The organism is Ensifer meliloti, assembly GCF_030064585.1.
In the GTDB taxonomy this organism is placed as follows: domain Bacteria; phylum Pseudomonadota; class Alphaproteobacteria; order Rhizobiales; family Rhizobiaceae; genus Sinorhizobium; species Sinorhizobium meliloti.
The window spans coordinates 1,765,228-1,784,007 of sequence record NZ_CP120365.1 but is presented as its reverse complement, the minus strand read 5'-3'; the positions used below and the strand labels follow the sequence as shown (position 1 = coordinate 1,784,007).

Below are 18,780 nucleotides of genomic sequence, written 5' to 3'. Positions count from 1 at the left end.
CTGCCATCCGGGAAAAGGAGACGCGACTTGACTGAGATGTTGACCATGAAGCGGCGGAGTTTTCTGACCGGGAGCGCCGGAGCTGTCGTTGCTGCCGGAACCGGTGGGCTTGCTGAGGCCAAGGAGACGAAGCCTCTGCCCGACTACGTGGCCTGGAAGGACGCCGATGCGCTGATCGTCCATAGCGACAAGACGCTGGAGACGAAGCGAAGCGAATTCGGCACCAGTATCATTACGCCGGAAGAGAAGCTTTACATCCGCAACAACGTCAACACGCCTCCGGAATCGATTCTCGCCGACCGCGACGGATGGAAGGTGGAGATATCAGGCGTAAAGGAGCCCCGGACGCTCACTGTCGCCGAACTGAAGACTCTGGGTCTGGTGACGGCGGCGACTGTACTGCAATGTTCGGGCAATGGCCGCAAATACTTCAAGGATCAGCTGACGGGTGACCAGAAAATGAGCGGCACGCCCTGGACCGTCGGCGCTGCGGGTTGCGTCATCTGGAGCGGCGTGCCTCTCAAAGCGGTGGTCGATGCCCTGGGTGGGCCTGCCGAAGGGGCTCGGTTCATCACGGGAACGGGCGGTGAGGAGCTTCCGGCGGGGCTCGACCCCAAGCTTCTGGTGGTCGAGCGCTCGGTCCCGATCTCGAACCTCGACAATGTGATTCTTGCATGGGAAATGAACGGGAGGCCTCTTTCCCTTGCCCATGGAGGCCCGCTGCGCATGGTCGTCCCCGGCTATTCCGGCGTCAACAATATCAAATATGTCAAGGCCGTCGCCATGACCGAGGTCGAGACGGACGCGAAGATCCAGAAGACCAGCTATCGCGTGCACGCCCTCGGAGAAAAAGGCTCTCCCGACCAGCCATCGGTCTGGGAACAGCCCGTCAAGTCGTGGATCACCACGCCGCACGAGGCTGCAAAGGCGGGACAGGTGCAGATTGCCGGCGTCGCCTTCGGCGGCATGAATGCTTGCAAGAGCGTAGAGGTCTCGGTGGACGGCGGTCAGACGTGGCAGGAAGCCGAGTTCATCGGGCCCGATCTCGGCCGTTTCGCCTGGCGCGTTTTTGCCCTGTCGGCCGATCTGGCGCGGGGGACCTACACGCTCGTCAGCCGCGCGACCGATACCGAGGGTAACGTGCAGCCCGAGGAGACCGAGATGAATGGAGCCGGCTACGGCCACAACGGCTGGCGTGCGCCCGCCGTCAAACTCACCGTTGCCTGACCGCAACCGAAGGGTTCCGCATGTTGCGGAACCCTGTTTCACGATCTTCTCCTATCAGTTTCGGATCAGAACATGACCCATGCTTCAAGCCGCCGGATCGCGGCCGTGCTCACCTGTGTAACCATCGGCCTGTCGCCGCGCATGGCATCCGCCGAAGAAGACAAGCTTGCGCTCGGCAGAGAGATATTCCTCGAACGGTCGGAACCGCAATGCGCGCTCTGTCATACGCTGGCGGATGCCGAGGCCGTCGGGGAGGTTGGACCCAATCTCGACGAACTCAAACCCGACGCGGAAAGGGTCAATACGGCTGTCACCAACGGCATCGGGCCGATGCCGGCCAACGAGATCCTTACGGACGAAGAAATCGAGGCCGTCGCGCTTTATGTCTCGACGGTCGCCGGAAAAGCCGAGTGATCGGCGTCATGCGGGCGTTGACGCCCGCCAAGGAGAGGAAAGTACGTTGAAGACAAAGATGATGCTTTTGGCGATGTTGTGCGCGACCTCTGCAGGCCAGGCAAATGCCGAGGAGTATCGTGTCGAAATGCTGAACAAAGCCGCTGACGGCCGCGTGATGGCGTTCGAGCCCGCCGTCATCCGCGCCCAGCCCGGAGACACCGTCACCTTCGTCGCGAAGGACAAGGGGCACAACTCCGCGCTGATGAAGGGGGGCGCCCCCGAAGGTGCGGAGACCTGGAAGGGCAAGATCAACGAGGAAGTCACCGTGACGCTGAGCAAGCCCGGCGTCTACATGTATCAATGCGCCCCGCATGTCGGCATGGGCATGATCGGCGCAATCGTGGTTGGAGAACCGGCGAACCTCGAAGCCGTCAAGGGCATCAAGTATCCCGGAAAATCGAAGGCGGCCGCGGAGAAGATCTTCGCGGAAATCGAGAGCGGCGGCTGACGGACCGGTTGCTGCTGCTCCTTCCTCACCCCTGTGCTCGTCACTAGGGCATATACATATCTGCTCCTCTGGTGGGAGCCGTTGCCATGGTGAGAAACCGGCTGGTTCCCAGTTATGCGGTCTGCTGCCGGATAGGTGAAGGTCAAGCCGCTTGTCGTCTCCCCCCTTGTGGGGGAGATGGCCGGCAGGCCAGAGGGGGTTGAACGCAAAACTCTGCATGCCGCCGAAGACGAATTTGCCGCGAGGATACCCTGCGGCATTCCGAAGATGCGGTCATACGACTTCGTCATGTAGTCCTGATGGGCGAGCGGGAGAGCAGACCCCCTCTGGCCTGCCGGCCATCTCCCCCACAAGGGGGGAGAATATTTGCGGCGGGCTCTCGCTTCCACTTCTGCGTTCTGTCCGTGGCATCGTTTTGGCATGTGAAGTCAAAACCGCTTATCCGCCCCAAGGCAATTGTCCTGCGAGAGGATCAGATGTGTAAATGCCCTAGTGTGCTCGTCACAGGGATGAGGAGTGCAAACAAGCCGCTGCGGGTTGCCCGAATCTCAACGGGCCTTGGAGCGGAATGAGGAAAAGTGTGTGCGGTTTTCCGCCCGCATCCCGCTCTTACTTATTAGAATGGATCACGTTCATGATTTACGTCGACCGACCTAAATCATGAACGTGATCCAGATCTCGAAAATCTAGATTCAAGCGGGGAGAAACGAGGATGAAAAAGACCCATAAGGGTAGCTGCCACTGTGGACAGATCCGCTTCGAGGTCGATATCGATCTCGAAGCGGGAACCAGCCGCTGCAATTGCTCATACTGCTCGAAACTGCGTTATTGGGGCGCAAGCGTGAAGCCGGAGGATTTCCGGCTCATGTGCGAGGAGACAGGCATCGGCGATTACCAGTTCGGCACGATGAGCGGCCATCATCGGTTCTGCACGGCGTGCGGCGTGACGCCCTATGGCCACGGCTATGTCGAAGAGATCGGCGGTGCCTTCGTCTCCATCAATGTCGCATGCCTCGACGGTGTCGATCCGGCCGAGTTTGCGGCCCTGCCGATCCAATATATGGACGGGCTCCACAACAACTGGTGGAACGCACCGGCCGAGACGCGGCACATGTGAATTCACAGCTCCGAAACGAAAAGGCTCCCGTCGCTGCGGGAGCCATTTGGGACAGCTGCAATGCTGTTGAGAGCACTTCCAGGAAAAGTGTGTAACGGTTTTCCGTCCGGAAGTGCGTTGGGTCAAACGGTAGAGCATTTCAGTGTTTCCATGAAACAGTGAAATGCTCGACTTAACGGTCGCCCAGATCTCTCACGGCGCCGCGGTCGGCCGATGTCGCGAAGGCCGCATAGGCCTTGAGCGCGGTCGTCACCCGGCGCTTGCGCTGCTCGACCGGCTTCCAGCCCTTGGCATCCTGTTCGGTGCGGCGTGCGGCAAGCTCGGCCTCGTCCACCCGCAGACTGATGGTGCGGTTCGGAATGTCGATATCGATCATGTCGCCTTCGCGCACCAGCCCGATCGTTCCGCCATTCGCCGCTTCGGGAGAGACGTGGCCGATCGAAAGACCGGAGGTGCCGCCGGAGAAGCGTCCGTCGGTGATCAGCGCACAGGCTTTGCCGAGACCCTTCGACTTCAGATAGCTCGTCGGGTAGAGCATTTCCTGCATGCCCGGTCCGCCCTTCGGCCCCTCGTAGCGGATGACGACGACGTCGCCGGCCTTGATCTCGTTGGCGAGGATGCCCTTCACGGCTGCGTCCTGGCTCTCGAAGACGCGCGCCGGGCCGGAGAATTTCAGGATGCTCTCGTCCACGCCCGCGGTTTTCACGATGCAGCCGTCGAGCGCGATGTTGCCCTTGAGTACTGCGAGGCCGCCATCCTTGGAGAAGGGATGTTCGACCGAGCGGATGACACCGTTTTCGCGGTCTGTATCGAGCTCGTCCCAGCGTGCCTCCTGGCTGAAGGCGACCTGAGTCGGAATGCCTCCGGGAGCGGCGCGGAAGAATTTTCGGACAGTGTCGCTCGACGTGCGGGTGATGTCCCAGCGGTCGATCGCGTCGCCGAGCGTCTCGGCGTGGACTGTCGGGCAGTCGCGGTTGATGAGGCCGCCCTTGTCCAGCTCGCCGAGGATCGACATGATGCCGCCGGCCCTGTGTACGTCTTCCATGTGCACGTCGGCTTTCGCCGGAGCGACCTTCGACAGGCACGGGACCTTGCGCGACAGCCGGTCGATATCGTCCATGGTGAAGTCGATCTCGCCCTCATAGGCGGCGGCAAGGATGTGGAGCACCGTATTCGTCGAGCCGCCCATGGCGATGTCGAGTGCCATGGCGTTCTCGAAGGCCCGCTTGGTGGCGATGTTGCGGGGCAGCACCCGCTCGTCCTCCTGCTCGTAATAGCGGCGCGCCAGATCGACGATGAGGTGGCCGGCCTCGACAAACAGGCGTTTGCGGTCGGCATGGGTCGCGAGCGTCGAGCCGTTGCCGGGCAGCGACAGACCGAGCGCCTCGGTCAGACAGTTCATCGAATTGGCCGTGAACATGCCGGAGCAGGAGCCGCAGGTCGGGCAGGCGGAGCGCTCGATGATCTGGACGTCCTCGTCGGAGACTTTGTCGTCGGCGGCCGCGACCATAGCGTCGACGAGGTCGAGCGCATGCGTCTTGCCGTGCAGCACCACCTTGCCGGCCTCCATCGGCCCGCCGGAGACGAAGACGGCCGGAATGTTGAGGCGCAATGCCGCCATCAGCATGCCGGGGGTGATCTTGTCGCAATTGGAGATGCACACCATGGCGTCGGCGCAATGGGCGTTCACCATATATTCGACGCTGTCGGCGATGATCTCGCGCGAGGGCAGCGAATAGAGCATGCCGTCATGGCCCATGGCGATGCCGTCGTCGACGGCGATCGTATTGAATTCCTTGGCGACGCCGCCGGCCGCCTCGATCTCGCGCGCGACGAGCTGGCCGAGGTCCTTCAGATGCACATGGCCCGGCACGAACTGCGTGAACGAGTTCACCACCGCGATAATAGGCTTGCCGAAGTCGCTGTCCTTCATGCCCGTCGCGCGCCAGAGGCCGCGGGCGCCGGCCATGTTGCGGCCGTGGGTGGTGGTGCGGGAGCGATAGGCAGGCATGAACGTGTTCCTTCACGGACGAATGTCATTAGGCGGATGTGGCGATCGCAGAGCGCCGTTGCAGGGGGTAGTAGCGCAAAATTGCGCGCGCGTCATCTTCCGCGCCAGATTATTTCCGGGCGGCGCGCGCCAGCGCCGGCGCGGCTCCGTGCAAGAAAAAAGGCCGGGCTGAACCCGACCTTCCTCAACACCTTCAGCCAATGCCAGTACATCCGTGGTCAATGGCGAGGTAGGTATCTTTTAACAGGCGAACATGAAGAACGCGTGACAACTCTTCGGAAAACCCGCGCGCTTTCGACAGGCTAGCAGAATCGCCGCCGTTCAAAGTTCCGGTCTCGGCTTCAGTTGCTTGTGTCGGCCGGCGCGTGCAGTGGAGGTTGGGGGAATTGAAAAAGGGCTTGCGGTTTCCCGTAAGCCCTTTTGAAACTTGGATGGTGGGCGTGACAAGGATCGAACTTGTGACCCCTACGATGTCAACGTAGTGCTCTCCCGCTGAGATCGCATCCGCTCTCGTCAAAAGACTGAATAAATTCAACTGCTTTCGCAGTCTATGGTCTTTTTCGGCTACACGCAATGGGCCGCCTGGAGAGCAAAAAATAGAAACTGTTGTGACACTAGGGTGACAGAAATCAGCTCTCGATGAAGCGCATTCATTGGACTCCAGTCGCATGCGGAATTTTTAGTGAGCTGGATTCCTTCATCCTTCACAAGGATAATACTCTCCAAAAGCCCTCATAACGATCACGTCAATCGACATATGACCTTCTGTTGGATTGTCGCTCATGTATTTAACAATAATATCAATCATCTGATCCGAAATATCCTGTCCTTCCAATTCTTTTGGAAAGCAAATATGGAATGGCCTAACCCCGTGCTTTTCTGCCATTAGCTGTTGAATAATCCATGCTAACCTAAATCCCTGTAGATATTGCAAACACGCGACTGCCCTGATCTCACCTCTTTGATCCTGCCGCTCGCCGCGCGACATTCTTTCTGCCGCTGCGCAGTAGTCTCTGAATGTTCGCCCATTAATCTCCGCTGCGACGGGGGACGGCAAAAGCATTGCTATGAGGATAACAAAGGGCGTTACCGTTTTGCGGGTCATGTCACTAGGCCCTTTTTTGCTTAGAAGCTGTTGCAGTAAACCGTCCCCAAGCTCTCTCGGCAGATAGTGGATGTTGGCTGGTAGCTCGGTGATTGAGGAGGGATGTAAGTTGGCGCCGAACGCCTAGCCGATATTGCCGCGTTGTCTACCAACATCCGGCACTCCTTGAACTCCGGGTCGCTGGATTCAAATCCGTAGCTCCGGCATTTCACATAGCTTTCTGAGCAGTCACCAAGTTTGCGGCTGGCTCGCGCCTGACGCACCAAGGTGTTTCCATCAAGGAACGAATGGCACAGCTTCTCGTCCGACATTCCATCCAAGTCGCTGACGGTCTTGGCGTTCATATTGCGCTCAAAAGGCGATCCAGCGCATGAAGCAAGCAGCAAGAAAGGGAGCAGCGAAATAGATATTGCCCTGCGTTCTTTCATCTTATTGGATTCTCCATGCACTCAGGTCGGAACATGTGCGGAAGAAATAGTCCGTATCCAACTGCCGACTGAAACTGCCGTCGCGATCCAGCATTGTTCGGACAAAGTCGTTAAACTTGAACTCTTTTCCCTCGAATGGTAGAGTTACCGAATCGTCAGGTATAAAAAATTCAATAGGGTGCTTCTGACCTGATAATAATAAATATATTTTACTTGCCTCAAGTATGCTTGCTACGGCGTCTTTTTGATCGTTGGAGAAATCAAGAAATATCTCGTTGCCTATTACTTCCGCTGAGACTATGTACTCACCAGTTTTTCCCTTATGCGATAGCGTATACAATTTAAATTTCTTCTCCGCAAAATGTTCTTTTCCGTAAATCTCCTTTAAATTTATTTCCTTGGGAATAAAGAAAGTGACGTAAGATTGTTTTTCTTTGGATGGCGAGCAGTTGAAACTTATAGTATTCCTTAAATTGTTATCCGTCTTTCCCAAGACAAGGGAGTATCGCCTTCCAATAATATACCCGTCTCTATCCTTTCCGTTTATGTGAAACCATCCACCTGTAAGCGGAAGATTGGGGTGTTCTTGGGAAAATGCATGCGTGCAGAATAATATATTATAAAGTAAAACAAATAAGAATAAATAGTATGTATACAGAGTTCGTACTGGATAACTTGTCATTGGATGCCTTCTCGAAGAGCCGTTTGTTAGACCTGGGTAGTTGTTGTCACGCGTCCCGGACTATAGCAGCCAAATAGAGGCCTGCAAGCGGTGCGGGTAAAATAGCGTTTCAACAACAACTTCGTACGTGTTTATCGCGATCCCCTCCGCCTTATAGTTTTGATTTGTCTAATCCACAAAAAGGGGAGGGGCAAGGCCATGCCAAGGGTGTTGATTTCTATATATAAACACCCCCGGCGATCAGAAAAAATCGTTGTCTAATTAGGTATTCGTATAGATGAAATATTTGCGTAAATACAATTCCCTAATTATACAGAAAAACCTGTTCACTTGTGCAGTTGTTTTGCAGATAACAAGAAAGAGGTATTCACCAAGGCAACTCTGAAAATGAATACTCTTTAATGCTTTTTGCTTCTGAGTTTATCTGAACGGAGAAATTTTCATTCTTTTTGAATAGCTCTTCTGGAGACGGGAGGGCATTGCCGGTTGGAAGTTTTCTGCTCCCGAGCTTTACTTTTGCCTCTCGTCCTTGTCCGGGGTTCTCATTGGTCAGATATCCTTGATTGACGGCGGCATGAATATTGCGACCTACAACCGAGCGATCCTTTTTCATGTGCTCAGCTAGTTGGGACTGACTAACACCATCGGCTGTCATGCCCGTCTTTGCCATATGTTGAACGGCTTCAACGACTTCAACGACTCCCAGTCTTACGGATTTCTCGAGACCATGAGAGATTGGCTCATTTAGAAGTTCGTATGCTGTCTTGTAGTCTTGCTCGTTTGCGAGAATATTTCCATCTCCGTCCTGTTCTCTATGACTAAAGTGAACAAGTGCGCATGCTTTTATTGTTGACAGTAGCTTGGGGAAATCACGTTGTATTTTGAGGCTTTCTACGTCAATATAGTCAACTATTTCTTCTGCATACGGAATGATGATATTCATCTTCTTGTCCGCAATATAATTATGAAGCTCGTACCAAGGTTCCAAGTCAAGCTTAACCTCTGCCTTCGAGCGACCGATTGCCTTGTTTCTGAGAGCCTCCCTGATCCTGTCCGGATTCTCATCGAGATTCAAAGTCAGCATTCTGCTTTGATCTTCATGATGGATATGGTTGGCCGTTGTTGCCATCATAAACGAGATCGGACCTTCAACAGTTGGCAGCTTTTCGCCCTTCATCCCGGTGGATGTCTTTTGGACGGTCAAGTAGTCTAGCTTTCCTTCGGTCATCAACTGTCTGAGAAAGGCTCGACCATTTCCGTCGGCCATTCCGGCTGCTTCGCCCAGATATAGAACTCTGTTCTTAAGTGAGAGGCCACTCAGATAGGGCAGGGCCTTTTCGGACATTCCCGCTATGCTTTCGATGGCATCCGGTGGAATGAACTGAAGCCCAGACTCGATTGAGTGTGTCTTCCCGCTTCCTGAGGGTCCCATAACCACCAGCGAAACCGGCTCTGCAAACATTCTTGTTGTTGCCGCCAAATAGACGATCCTTGGAATATTCGTGGCGCCTGCAAAGCCCTGCTTGCGCAGTTCGCTGTCCAGTTCGTCGAGGATGTCCGGTGCGTGAATCAATGGATTTTTCAAAATGTCTTTCAAATATTTATCCTTCTCAAAAAATTACGTAAAAACACAAACATCCCCCGCAGAAATGCGGTTGAAGAAAAGCTCTCAACGGGGGAGGGGTAGGCGTAAGGGCGCAATTTCCCCTTTTTACCTACAGTTTAATGTAAGCGCGTAGGGACCCCCACGTATCAATTGACGCGCTGATCGAGGATTTTCTGCATGAGTCATGCGGAGAATCCTATGAGCGACAGTGTGAATCAGCCACGAACATTCGAGGTTTTGACGGCGGCGCCGGTGCGGGCGCGGCGCAAGCCGCGAGACTGGCCGAACGAGGAGAAGGAGCGCCTGATTGCCGAGACGTTGTTGCCTGGAGCCAATGTCTCTGCGATCGCGCGCGCTGAGGGATTGGATCCCTCGCAGCTTTACGGGTGGCGTCGCAAGGCACTGTCATCGGGGTTGGTTGCGCCCCTGACGGAAACCGCGAAGAAGGAGGTCAAGTTCGCGCGCGTTGAGCCGGTGGCAAGCTCTACGGTCGAAATCGTCCTCGGTGATGTCGTGGTGCGCGTCGACGGCGATATCGAGTCGGATCACTTGGTGAAGATACTCCGAGCGGTCCGCAAGGCATGATCGCGTCCGGCGTCGTTGTTTACGTGTCGTGCCAGCCGGTCGACTTCCGCAAAGGTGCGGCATCCTTGATGGCTCTGGTCAGAGATGGCGGTCTCGACCCGTTCAACGGAGCGCTTTATGTGTTCCGGTCGAAACGGGCGGACCGTGTTCGCATCGTCTGGTGGGATGGCAGCGGTGTCTGCCTCTATTCGAAAACCCTCGAGGAGCAGAGCTTTTGCTGGCCGGGCATATCGGCCGCCAGGATACGTCTGGACCATTCGCAATTAATGGATGCTTCTGGCCGGTCTGGATTGGAAGAAGATCCGGCCAACCAAGGTCAGACGGCCGTTGCTGACGGGCTGAACAGGACTGCGGCAAGATGAATCATGTTGCTGTAATGATTGGGAAAGCGGCTGTTTTTGTGCTCTATTCGCCCGCATGGATTTGCCCCTTAGCGACCTGCCGGACGACGTTGATGCGCTGAAAGCGATGGTTCTCGCGTTGGCGCGCGAACAAGCCGCGAAAGAGGTCCGGCTGAAGGTGGCCGAGGCTGAGATCGCGCGGTTGGAGGCGGTTGAGAAGAGCGCCAACGAGCGGATTGCCAACCTGACCTTGATCATGAAGGTTTTGCAGCGCACGCAAAATGGCAAGCGCTCTGAGCGGCTCCGCCTCGGGGTCAATGACGAGCAAGTCTCCTTTGCCTTCGAAGAGGTCGAAACCGGCCTATCGGCAATCCGCAGCGAACTCGATCGCGCAGCCAAGGACAAGCCGAAGCGAGCGCCGCGTCCGCGCAAGGGTTTTGCCGCCCATCTCGAGCGCATCGAGGAGGTCATCGAGCCGGAAATCCCGGCCGGGTGCGAGGGGCTGTCAAAGGTTCTGATCGGAGAGGACCGCTCCGAGCGGCTGGACGTCGTGCCGCCGAAGTTCAGGGTTATCGTGACGCGTCGCCCCAAATACGCTTTCCGGGGCAGCGACGGCGTGGTCCAGGCCTTGGCGCCGGCACACATCATCGAAGGCGGCCTGCCGACGGAACGGCTGCTCGCCTATATCGCCGTTTCCAAATACGCCGATGGTCTTCCTCTTTATCGGCAGGAAGCGATCTATTTGCGTGATCGCGTCGAGATCAGCCGATCGCTGATGGCCCAATGGATGGGGCGTCTGGGCTTCGAACTGCAGATGCTGGCCGATTATATCCTGGAGAGGGTCAAGGAGGGCGAAAGGATCTTTGCCGACGAGACGACCCTGCCCACTCTTGCGCCCGGTTCGGGCAAAACCACCAAGGCCTGGCTTTGGGCTTACGCACGCGACGACCGCCCCTATGGCGGAACCAGTCCGCCGATGGTGGCCTATCGTTTTGAAGACAGCAGAGGTGCGGATTGCGTGACGCGTCATCTCTCCGGATTCACCGGCATCCTGCAAGTGGATGGCTACTCGGCCTATACCAATCTCGCCAAGACGCGCGCCAAAACCGGCAGCAACGAAACGGTTCAGCTTGCAGGATGTTGGGCACATCTACGGCGCAAGTTTTATGACCTGCACATCAGCGGAGTCTCGCAGGCCGCCACAGACACTGTCCTGGCAATGACCGAGCTCTGGCGCATCGAGGACGAAGTTCGCGGTAAGGATGCCGACAGCCGCGCGGCCCGGCGCCAGGAGAAATCCTCGACCACCGTCGCCAGCCTCTTCGAGCTCTGGGAAAAGGAACTGGGCAAGGTCTCGGGAAAATCTAAAACCGCCGAGGCGATCCGCTACGCGCTCACCCGGCGCGAGGCGCTGGAGCGCTTTCTGACCGACGGTCGCATCGAAATCGACTCCAACATCGTCGAACGGGCGATCAGGCCCCAAACGATTACGAGAAAGAATAGCCTATTCGCCGGCAGCGAGGGCGGTGGACGAACTTGGGCGACGGTGGCCACCTTGTTGCAGACCTGCAAAATGAATGGCGTCGATCCGCTCGACTGGCTCTCGCAGACCTTGACCCGCATCGCTCAAGGCTGGCCCGCATCCGAAATCGAAGCCCTCATGCCCTGGAACTTCAGGTCAGACGCCGTCAGCTAACCGCTTACAGTTTAATAATAACATCTAAATCTGTGGTTGTGAAGCCTCTTGGTAAAATTTAAGGTAGCTTCTTTGCCAGCCTTTCTGCATCGGCATGAGCGTACCTCATTAGCATTCGAATATCCCGATGCCCGCTAATTGAAGCTACCTCAGGGACCGTTAGCCCCATTTCGAAGAACCTGCTTATCGCTTCATGCCGAAGGTCGTGGAAGTGCAGGTCTTTAATGGAGGCCCTGTGGGTCAAGCGGGTCCAAGAAAGCCTCAGCGCGTTAGGCTGTATGGGGAATACCCTCTCGGAGTCACGCTTTATGCCCTGCAAGGTCACCATAGCCTTGCTTGTAAGAGGGATGGTCCTGGGATAGCCATTCTTTGTCTCAGGAATGACCACAGAGCGTCGATCAAGGTCTATGTGGTGCCAACGCATCGACAGGATTTCGCCTCTCCTCATGGCTGTTTCCAAGGCAAAGAGAACAATGGGGAGGATGAGAGGGTTCCTTGTCTTTCGGGCGGCATGGACTAGTTTTGCCAATTCGTTGGCCCGCAGCCTCCTTTCCCTTTTGCTCTCCTTAGTGCCAATGCGCAACTTGGCAAGAGGATTGGACTTGATCGGAATTCCCCATTCCTGCTTGGCTACATTGAACATGTTGGACAGGGGGGATAGTTGCCGACTGAGGGATTTGCCTGAGATGACCTCCAACCGTTTGTCACGATAGGCAGTAAAATCCTCGCTTGAGAGCGCTGAGAGCTTCTTCCGGCAAATTGGCTCTTTTAGGAACGCGTTGAGGATGATGGTTTCGATTTCCCTGCCGCGCTTTGCGATTACAACCTCATCCCTGTAGCGCTTCACAAGATCGGCCAACGAGATGGTGTCCAGAACTTTTCGATTATCTGGAAGTTCGGCGCGATCCGCCTTCGATTCCCAATAGCGTGCCCATTCGGCAGCATCGCTTTTTGTGTGGAACGAACGTGAGATTGGCGGAAAACCCTGGCGGCGAATTTGGACCTGCCATTTGTCTCCACGCTTTCGAATAGTAGCCATATCTTTCTTCCGCTGTGACAGGAGTGTGACAGCAGCGAATTCGGCCAGCTTTTTCTTTGAAAGCGTTCAGAGTGAAAAACGAAATGTTTTCAAACTGAAGAAGGATGGTGGGCGTGACAAGGATCGAACTTGTGACCCCTACGATGTCAACGTAGTGCTCTCCCGCTGAGCTACACGCCCATCCGATGCGGCGCATAGACCACAAAACCGGCGCCCGCGTCAATAGGCTTTTCGAAGGTTTTTTGGCAGAAATTGCGCAAGGTCTGAGCGGCGTGATTTCAGGGGTATCGGCGTTCCTTTCGGACATCCCGAAGTTCCGGCGAGAGCGCTAAGGCATTGAAATAAGAAGCCGCCCTCGATGCTGGTGATCGAGGGCGGCTTCGAGGCAATGCTTGCGTGGAACGAGTCTTTGGCCTTCGGCGAAGGGTGCGCCGGAAAGCTGCAGCGCACATATGTTCGCTGCTCAGGCGGCCAGCATCTTGTTGACCTCGTTGACGAGGTCGCGCAGGTGGAAGGGCTTGGAAAGGACCTTGGCGTCTTTCGGCGCCTTGGAATCCGGGTTCAGCGCAACGGCGGCGAAGCCGGTGATGAACATCACTTTCAGGTCGGGGTCGAGTTCGGTCGCGCGGCGCGCGAGTTCGATGCCGTCCATCTCCGGCATGACGATGTCGGTCAGGAGAAGCGAAAAGGGTTCTTCGCGAAGCCGGTCATAGGCGCTGGCGCCGTTGTCATAGGAAAGAACCTTGTAGCCGGCTTTTTCCAGCGCCTTCACAAGAAACCGGCGCATGTCGTTGTCGTCTTCGGCAAGGAGGATTTTCGCAGTCATATCTGGCCGTGGCTACTTCTTCTGGGTGCTGGTGGATTGCGGCAGCTCAGCAAACCGCAACATGGTAAATATCTGGTGAACGGGCGCGATCAAGTCCCTTGAACCAGCGGGCGGCCACTATGGACACAGAGGCGACCAACTGGCAACATGATCTGAATAGCAAGAACCGGACATGGTAAAAAGGGTTCCGATGGGGGAAGCGGTTGAGTGGGAGTTTTTCGAGGTTCTGGAACCCGCAAGCCAGAGGATACCTTTCGTTTTCAACTCCCCGCACAGCGGCCGGCATTATCCCCAGTTCTTTCTCGACCAGTCGCGCCTTGATCCGCATTCCATCCGCCGTTCCGAAGACCATTTTGTCGATGAACTGTTCCGCAGCGTCACGTTTCTGGGGGCGCCCTTGCTCCGGGCGCATTTCCCGCGTGCCTTCCTGGACGTAAACCGCGAACCCTACGAACTCGACCCGCGCATGTTCGACGGCGCCTTGCCGCCGCACGCCAATATCAGTTCTATGCGCGTCGCCGGCGGCCTCGGCACCGTGCCGCGCCTCGTCGCCGAGAATATGGAAATATATCGTGGCCGTTTTCCGGTCGAGCAGGCGCTCGAGCGCATCGAGACGATCTACAAGCCCTATCATGCGACGCTCCGAAAGCTGATCGCCCGCACCCATGTCGAGTTCGGGATGTCGATCCTCATCGACTGCCACTCGATGCCGGGCAACGTGCATCTGCCGGGAAGCGGCCATCGCCCGGACTTCATTATCGGCGATCGCTACGGAACGAGCGCGGCGGCGGAACTGTCCCGTGTGGCGGTGGAGCTTCTGGAGCAGCTCGGCTATGCGGTCGCGCGCAACAAGCCCTATGCCGGCGGCTTCATCACGGAACATTATGGCCGTCCGACGCGCGGACTGCATGCGTTGCAGATCGAAATCAACCGCGGCCTCTATGTCGACGAGGCAACCCTGATCAAAAAGCCGGGATTCGCAGCTCTCGAGGCCGACCTCGCAACCTTCATCGCGGCGCTCGCGCGGCACGTCGAGGATTTCGGCGCCTATCTGCCGCTGGCCGCGGAATGACAATTCGAAAAGGCTTTTGAGCGCCCGGCGGCGGAACGCTGCTCAAAAAGAACCGCGCCAGCGGCGCGGTCAAGTCTAGGGAGGAAACACCCAAGGAGGGTATTTGCAGCCACGAGTGACTGCAGAAAAACTGTAATGCTGCGGTGCACAATTGTCAAGATTCGAAGATGCAGACTTTCGTATCGGTGCAGGGTGCGCTCTTTCGACATGCCCATTCAGCGACTGCCGGCGCCGGTCCGGTCGTTTGCCTTTCCCTGAATTTCGTCTATTCAGATCGAACCTCCTCCCTCGCAGAGAGCGACATGCTGCCCGACCGTACTTTCTTCGACCGTCTCGCCGACGCCGCCAAGGCCGAAACCATGCCGCGCTTCCGGGTTGGCACGAGTGTTCTCAACAAGCTCGAAGGCGGCTTCGACCCGGTGACGGAAGCCGACAGGTCGGCTGAGGCGTCGATCCGCGCGCTGATCGAGAGCAGCTTTCCGGAACACGGCATTCTCGGCGAAGAGCACGGCAATATCGGTCTCGACCGCGAACTCGTCTGGGTCATCGACCCGATCGACGGGACCCGTGCATTCATCTCCGGCCTGCCGGTGTGGGGCACGCTGATCGGCCTCTACCGGAACGGCAAGGCCGTCATGGGGCTGATGGACCAGCCCTTCACCGGCGAGCGTTTTTTCGCCGACGGCGAGAAGGCGCTCTATCGGGGACCTGACGGAGAGAGGGTGCTCGCCACGCGGCCCTGCCATGCGCTTTCGGATGCCGTTCTGTTCACGACATCCCCGCACCTCTACACGGGCGAGCTCAAGGAGCGCTTCGAGGCATTGCAGGAGAAGGTGCGGCTCTTCCGCTACGGCTGCGACTGCTATGCCTTCGCGCTGCTTGCAGCCGGCCATGTCGATCTCGTCGTCGAATGCGGCCTGAAGCCCTACGACGTCGGCGGGCTCATTCCGCTGATCGAGCAGGCGGGCGGGTTCATCACCGACTGGCAGGGCGGGCCGGCGGAAATGGGCGGCGAAATCATCGCTGCCGGCAGCCGCGAATTGCATGCGCACGCGCTTGAGGCGCTCAAGGGTCGGGTTTAAGCCTCTTCCAACTGTCGCGGCAGGGAGGCGGGGTCCTCCGCATCGGCGCCCGGCAGAAAGGCCAGGATCGCGGCCATCGCCTGGGCGCGATAGCGGTCGGCCTCCTGCAGGAGTTCGTGCCGCGCGCCGTCGATCGGGATCAGATGCCCTGCACGGAAATTGCTGGCCAACCGCTCGACCGGGAGATACGGCACGAGCTTATCGGCCGTCGGGGCGAGTATGACGGCCGGTATGGTGATCCTCGTCAGATGTTCGTGCTTGAGGACGCGCCGGATCGTTCGGAAGGCTTCGCTCAGCCAGCGGGCCGTCGGCGGTCCGACCCGCAGTTGCGGACGCGCATCGATGAGCGCCAGGTTGCGGGCGTAGCGCCGGTCGTCCGCGGTCAGAACATTGCCCCTAAAGGGGGTACCGTTGCCTTTGTCGGAACTCAGCGCCAGCCTCCCGAGGCCGATCCAGCGCATGACCGTCGCGATCGCTGCGATTCCCCGTTCGCCGATCGCCTGGCCCCCCAGACCGACGAAGGGGGCAAGCAGCACCATCCGGTCGATGCGGCTTGCGAGCATGGGAGCGAGCGACAGGGCGACGAGCGCCCCCATCGAATGGGCGACGATCGAGAAGGGCAGGCGGGTGTCGGGAAGGACGATCTCATCGAGAAAAATCGTCAGGTCGCGCTCGTAATCGGTGAAATCCTCCACATGGCCGTGGGTCCATTGCGGCGACAGCCGCTCGGAGCCGCCCTGTCCGCGCCAGTCGAAGGTCGCGACCCAGAAACCGGCCGCCATGAGATCGCCGATCGTTTCGAAGTATTTCTCGATCGACTCGTTGCGACCCTGCAGCAGGACGATGGTGCCGCGAATGACCGGGGCCTTCGACCTGAACACCGCGTAGCGGATCTTGCGGTTGCGGGCTCCGTCGAAAAAGCCAACCACCGGATCGCCCGGCATCGGATTTTCCGGCATCGAGTGAAGGAGCGTGGTCATGGGGCGTGGGCCAGAAGGAACATGCAAGTAGGGATAGGCGGCGGCCCGCCACCCGTCAAAGAAAAAAGCCGGAAACGGTGGATGAAATCCGGACGATCACCGTTTCCGGCCGCTGAAGGGAGAAGGGACATGTCACTTCAGCCCTGGGAAGACCCAGTGTCTCCTTTCTAGCCGACGGCGGCTGAACGGCGGCCGAACCCCTCGTTCATCTATTGTTCAGGATGCGCTGGCGGCATTCCTCTTGAACTCGTGCGCGGGCATTCCCATGTCTTCTCGGCGGGCGCCGAAGAAGGGTCCGTTCACCGGTCGAGCCACAGCCGGAACGGGGTGGCAGGCCAGATATCGCAACCGTTGCTCTTATGGAGGACGACATCATGCGTCATTTTGATTTTTCTCCCCTCTACCGCTCCACTGTCGGCTTCGACCGCCTGTTCACCATGCTCGATAGCCTTGGTCAGCCGGATCAGTCGCAGACCTATCCGCCCTACAACATCGAACGCACCGGCGAAAACGCCTATCGCATCACCATGGCCGTTGCCGGTTTCGACGAAAGCGAGCTTTCGGTCGAAGCGCGCGAAAACACGCTGACGATCAAGGGCGAAAAGAGCGAAGAGAAGGGTGAGGAAACCCAGTTTCTCCATCGCGGCATAGCCAAGCGCGCCTTCGAGCGCCGCTTCCAGCTTGCCGACCACGTCGAGATCAAGTCCGCTTCGCTGAAGAACGGCCTGCTCCACGTCGATCTTCTGCGCAATATCCCGGAAACGGCCAAGCCGCGCAGGATCGAGATCACCGCGGCGGCTTCGCAGCCGAAGCAGATCGAGGCGCAGACCGCCTGAGTCCGGAAACAGGATCGAAATGAAAGACGGCGCCCGAAAGGGCGCCGTTCTTGTATGCTCAGGTGAGGGTAGCCGGGACAGCGGTTCCTTCGAGCTCTGCCGCCTTGGCGGCATAGCGCTGGGCAATGACCGCACAGGCCATCAACTGAATCTGATGGAACAGCATGACCGGCAGAACGATCATGCCGATGTTCTGCCCGGCGAAGATCGCGCTTGCCATCGGAATGCCGCTCGCCAGGCTCTTCTTCGATCCGCAGAAGGTGATGGCGATTTCGTCCGCGCGGTCGAACCCGAGCAGCCGGCTACCGAATGTGGTGGCCGTCAGAATAAGCGCGAGGAGGACGATCTCGATAGCGATGAGGATCGTAAGGTCGCTCAGCGTGAAGGCGTGCCAGAGGCCGGCCGTGACGGCCTGGCTGAAAGCCAGGTAGACGACCATCAGGATCGAACCGCGGTCGACCGGCGCGAGCAGTTTCTTGCGGGCGCGAATCCAGTCGCCGATCCAGGGCTGCAGGATCTGGCCTGCGACGAAGGGGACAAGCAGCTGCAGGAGGATCTGTTCGATCGCGTCGAGCGATACGCCGCCATGTCCGCCGGCCGAGAAGATGATGCCGACGAGAAGCGGCGTCAGGAACACGCCCAAGATGTTGGAGGCCGATGCGGCGCAGACGGCTGCCGGAACATTGCCGCCGGCCATCGACGTGAATGCGATCGACGACTGTACCGTCGAGGGCAGAACGCAGAGGAAAAGGATGCCGGTATAGAGCGACGGCGGCAGGATCCATGGCGGGACGAAACCGATGAGGAGTCCGATGAGCGGGAAAAGGGCGAAAGTCGAAAAGAGAATCGCAAGGTGCAGCCGCCAATGCAGGAAGCCGGCAATGACGACCTCGCGCGAAAGCCGTGCGCCGTGAAGAAAGAAGATCAGGCCGACACCCAGCTTTGTCGCGATTGCGAACCAGGCCGCGGCGGTACCGTCGATGGGCAAAACCGCTGCGAGAGCGACTGTCAGCATCAGGAGGATGGTAAAGGTGTCGGGGAGATAACGGCGCATGGTGCTTGCCGTGTAAGCCCATCCGGAAGCCGGATGCAAGCCCTAGATCATGTTCATGTTTTTAGGTCGGGTCGACCTAAAAACATGAACATGATCGATTCCAGGAAGTTGAGACGCCGGATGCGGGCGGAAAACTGCACAGATTTTTCCTCATCCCGCTCTATCGGCCGCGATGCGCGTCGCATTCGA

19 protein-coding genes and 1 tRNA gene are annotated in these 18,780 nt (G+C 57.8%); 10 read left to right on the top strand and 10 right to left on the bottom strand.

Annotated elements, in window-relative coordinates; translation table 11 throughout:
- The first annotated feature begins 27 nt into the window (after positions 1-27).
- From sorT to PZL22_RS15705, 4 genes are all read left to right on the top strand, one after another.
- Positions 28-1,227 (top strand): SorT family sulfite dehydrogenase catalytic subunit, encoded by a 1,200-nt coding sequence (gene sorT / locus PZL22_RS15720; protein WP_010970225.1) that lies wholly within the window; start codon positions 28-30, stop codon positions 1,225-1,227.
- A gap of 72 nt (positions 1,228-1,299) precedes the next feature.
- On the top strand, positions 1,300-1,641 hold the full coding sequence (sorU, locus tag PZL22_RS15715; RefSeq protein WP_003533937.1) for a SorU family sulfite dehydrogenase c-type cytochrome subunit: 342 nt from the start codon (positions 1,300-1,302) through the stop codon (positions 1,639-1,641).
- A 46-nt stretch (positions 1,642-1,687) separates the two neighbouring features.
- Positions 1,688-2,131: a pseudoazurin gene (locus PZL22_RS15710; RefSeq protein ID WP_003533939.1), complete on the top strand. Its 444-nt coding sequence runs from the start codon at positions 1,688-1,690 to the stop codon at positions 2,129-2,131.
- Between the two features lie 712 nt (positions 2,132-2,843).
- A complete protein-coding gene (locus tag PZL22_RS15705; protein WP_003531153.1) occupies positions 2,844-3,248 on the top strand; it encodes a GFA family protein in 405 nt (134 codons plus the stop codon).
- Positions 3,249-3,420: 172 nt separating this feature from the next.
- Here PZL22_RS15705 and ilvD read toward each other — a convergent pair whose 3' ends face one another.
- The 5 genes from ilvD to PZL22_RS15680 form a co-directional block, all read right to left on the bottom strand.
- Entirely contained in the window at positions 3,421-5,259 is a 1,839-nt protein-coding gene (gene ilvD, locus PZL22_RS15700) for a dihydroxy-acid dehydratase (protein WP_127516344.1), read from the bottom strand.
- Between the two features lie 193 nt (positions 5,260-5,452).
- A complete protein-coding gene (locus tag PZL22_RS15695) occupies positions 5,453-5,833 on the bottom strand; it encodes a hypothetical protein (protein ID WP_284718712.1) in 381 nt (126 codons plus the stop codon).
- A gap of 123 nt (positions 5,834-5,956) precedes the next feature.
- Complete coding sequence (locus PZL22_RS15690; RefSeq protein WP_284718711.1) at positions 5,957-6,364, bottom strand: Rap1a/Tai family immunity protein; 408 nt, start codon at positions 6,362-6,364, stop codon at positions 5,957-5,959.
- Between the two features lie 20 nt (positions 6,365-6,384).
- Positions 6,385-6,792 carry a hypothetical protein gene (locus PZL22_RS15685; protein ID WP_284718710.1) on the bottom strand — a complete coding sequence of 136 codons (408 nt, stop codon included), beginning with the start codon at positions 6,790-6,792 and terminating at the stop codon, positions 6,385-6,387.
- 1,049 nt (positions 6,793-7,841) lie between these two features.
- Positions 7,842-9,071, bottom strand: coding sequence for an MTBMA_p00010-related P-loop-containing protein (locus tag PZL22_RS15680; protein WP_284718709.1), 1,230 nt, complete (start codon positions 9,069-9,071; stop codon positions 7,842-7,844).
- 207 nt (positions 9,072-9,278) lie between these two features.
- On the opposite strand from PZL22_RS15680, the gene PZL22_RS15675 reads away from it, so the two are divergent.
- Genes PZL22_RS15675 through tnpC form a run of 3 tightly spaced genes read left to right on the top strand, consistent with a single transcriptional unit; the run spans position 9,279 to position 11,702 of the window.
- Entirely contained in the window at positions 9,279-9,665 is a 387-nt protein-coding gene (locus PZL22_RS15675; protein ID WP_003537850.1) for a transposase, read from the top strand.
- Positions 9,662-10,027 (top strand): IS66 family insertion sequence element accessory protein TnpB, encoded by a 366-nt coding sequence (gene tnpB, locus PZL22_RS15670; protein ID WP_284718708.1) that lies wholly within the window; start codon positions 9,662-9,664, stop codon positions 10,025-10,027. Before PZL22_RS15675 ends, tnpB begins: the two co-directional genes overlap by 4 nt.
- A gap of 55 nt (positions 10,028-10,082) precedes the next feature.
- Positions 10,083-11,702 carry an IS66 family transposase gene (gene tnpC, locus PZL22_RS15665; RefSeq protein ID WP_284718597.1) on the top strand — a complete coding sequence of 540 codons (1,620 nt, stop codon included), beginning with the start codon at positions 10,083-10,085 and terminating at the stop codon, positions 11,700-11,702.
- Positions 11,703-11,760: 58 nt separating this feature from the next.
- Here tnpC and PZL22_RS15660 read toward each other — a convergent pair whose 3' ends face one another.
- The 3 genes from PZL22_RS15660 to cpdR1 form a co-directional block, all read right to left on the bottom strand.
- Entirely contained in the window at positions 11,761-12,741 is a 981-nt protein-coding gene (locus PZL22_RS15660) for a site-specific integrase (protein ID WP_284718707.1), read from the bottom strand.
- A 105-nt stretch (positions 12,742-12,846) separates the two neighbouring features.
- Positions 12,847-12,921 (bottom strand) — tRNA-Val (locus PZL22_RS15655).
- 283 nt (positions 12,922-13,204) lie between these two features.
- The gene (gene cpdR1, locus PZL22_RS15650) at positions 13,205-13,567 is read right to left on the bottom strand and encodes a response regulator CpdR1 (RefSeq protein ID WP_003531148.1); all 363 of its coding nucleotides are present in this window, start codon (positions 13,565-13,567) and stop codon (positions 13,205-13,207) included.
- Positions 13,568-13,757: 190 nt separating this feature from the next.
- Between cpdR1 and PZL22_RS15645 the strand changes: the two genes are divergently transcribed.
- The gene (locus tag PZL22_RS15645; RefSeq protein WP_003531144.1) at positions 13,758-14,639 is read left to right on the top strand and encodes an N-formylglutamate amidohydrolase; all 882 of its coding nucleotides are present in this window, start codon (positions 13,758-13,760) and stop codon (positions 14,637-14,639) included.
- Positions 14,640-14,941: 302 nt separating this feature from the next.
- Positions 14,942-15,721 carry a histidinol-phosphatase gene (gene hisN, locus PZL22_RS15640; RefSeq protein WP_003531143.1) on the top strand — a complete coding sequence of 260 codons (780 nt, stop codon included), beginning with the start codon at positions 14,942-14,944 and terminating at the stop codon, positions 15,719-15,721.
- Here the strand turns inward: hisN and PZL22_RS15635 are convergent.
- The gene (locus PZL22_RS15635) at positions 15,718-16,701 is read right to left on the bottom strand and encodes an alpha/beta fold hydrolase (protein WP_003531142.1); all 984 of its coding nucleotides are present in this window, start codon (positions 16,699-16,701) and stop codon (positions 15,718-15,720) included. The two genes, hisN and PZL22_RS15635, sit on opposite strands and share 4 nt — an antisense overlap.
- A gap of 374 nt (positions 16,702-17,075) precedes the next feature.
- Between PZL22_RS15635 and PZL22_RS15630 the strand changes: the two genes are divergently transcribed.
- Positions 17,076-17,537 carry an Hsp20 family protein gene (locus PZL22_RS15630; RefSeq protein WP_003531141.1) on the top strand — a complete coding sequence of 154 codons (462 nt, stop codon included), beginning with the start codon at positions 17,076-17,078 and terminating at the stop codon, positions 17,535-17,537.
- 58 nt (positions 17,538-17,595) lie between these two features.
- On the opposite strand, the gene PZL22_RS15625 is transcribed toward PZL22_RS15630, so the two are convergent.
- Entirely contained in the window at positions 17,596-18,591 is a 996-nt protein-coding gene (locus PZL22_RS15625) for a bile acid:sodium symporter family protein (RefSeq protein WP_033048852.1), read from the bottom strand.
- Between the last annotated feature and the right edge of the window lie 189 nt (positions 18,592-18,780).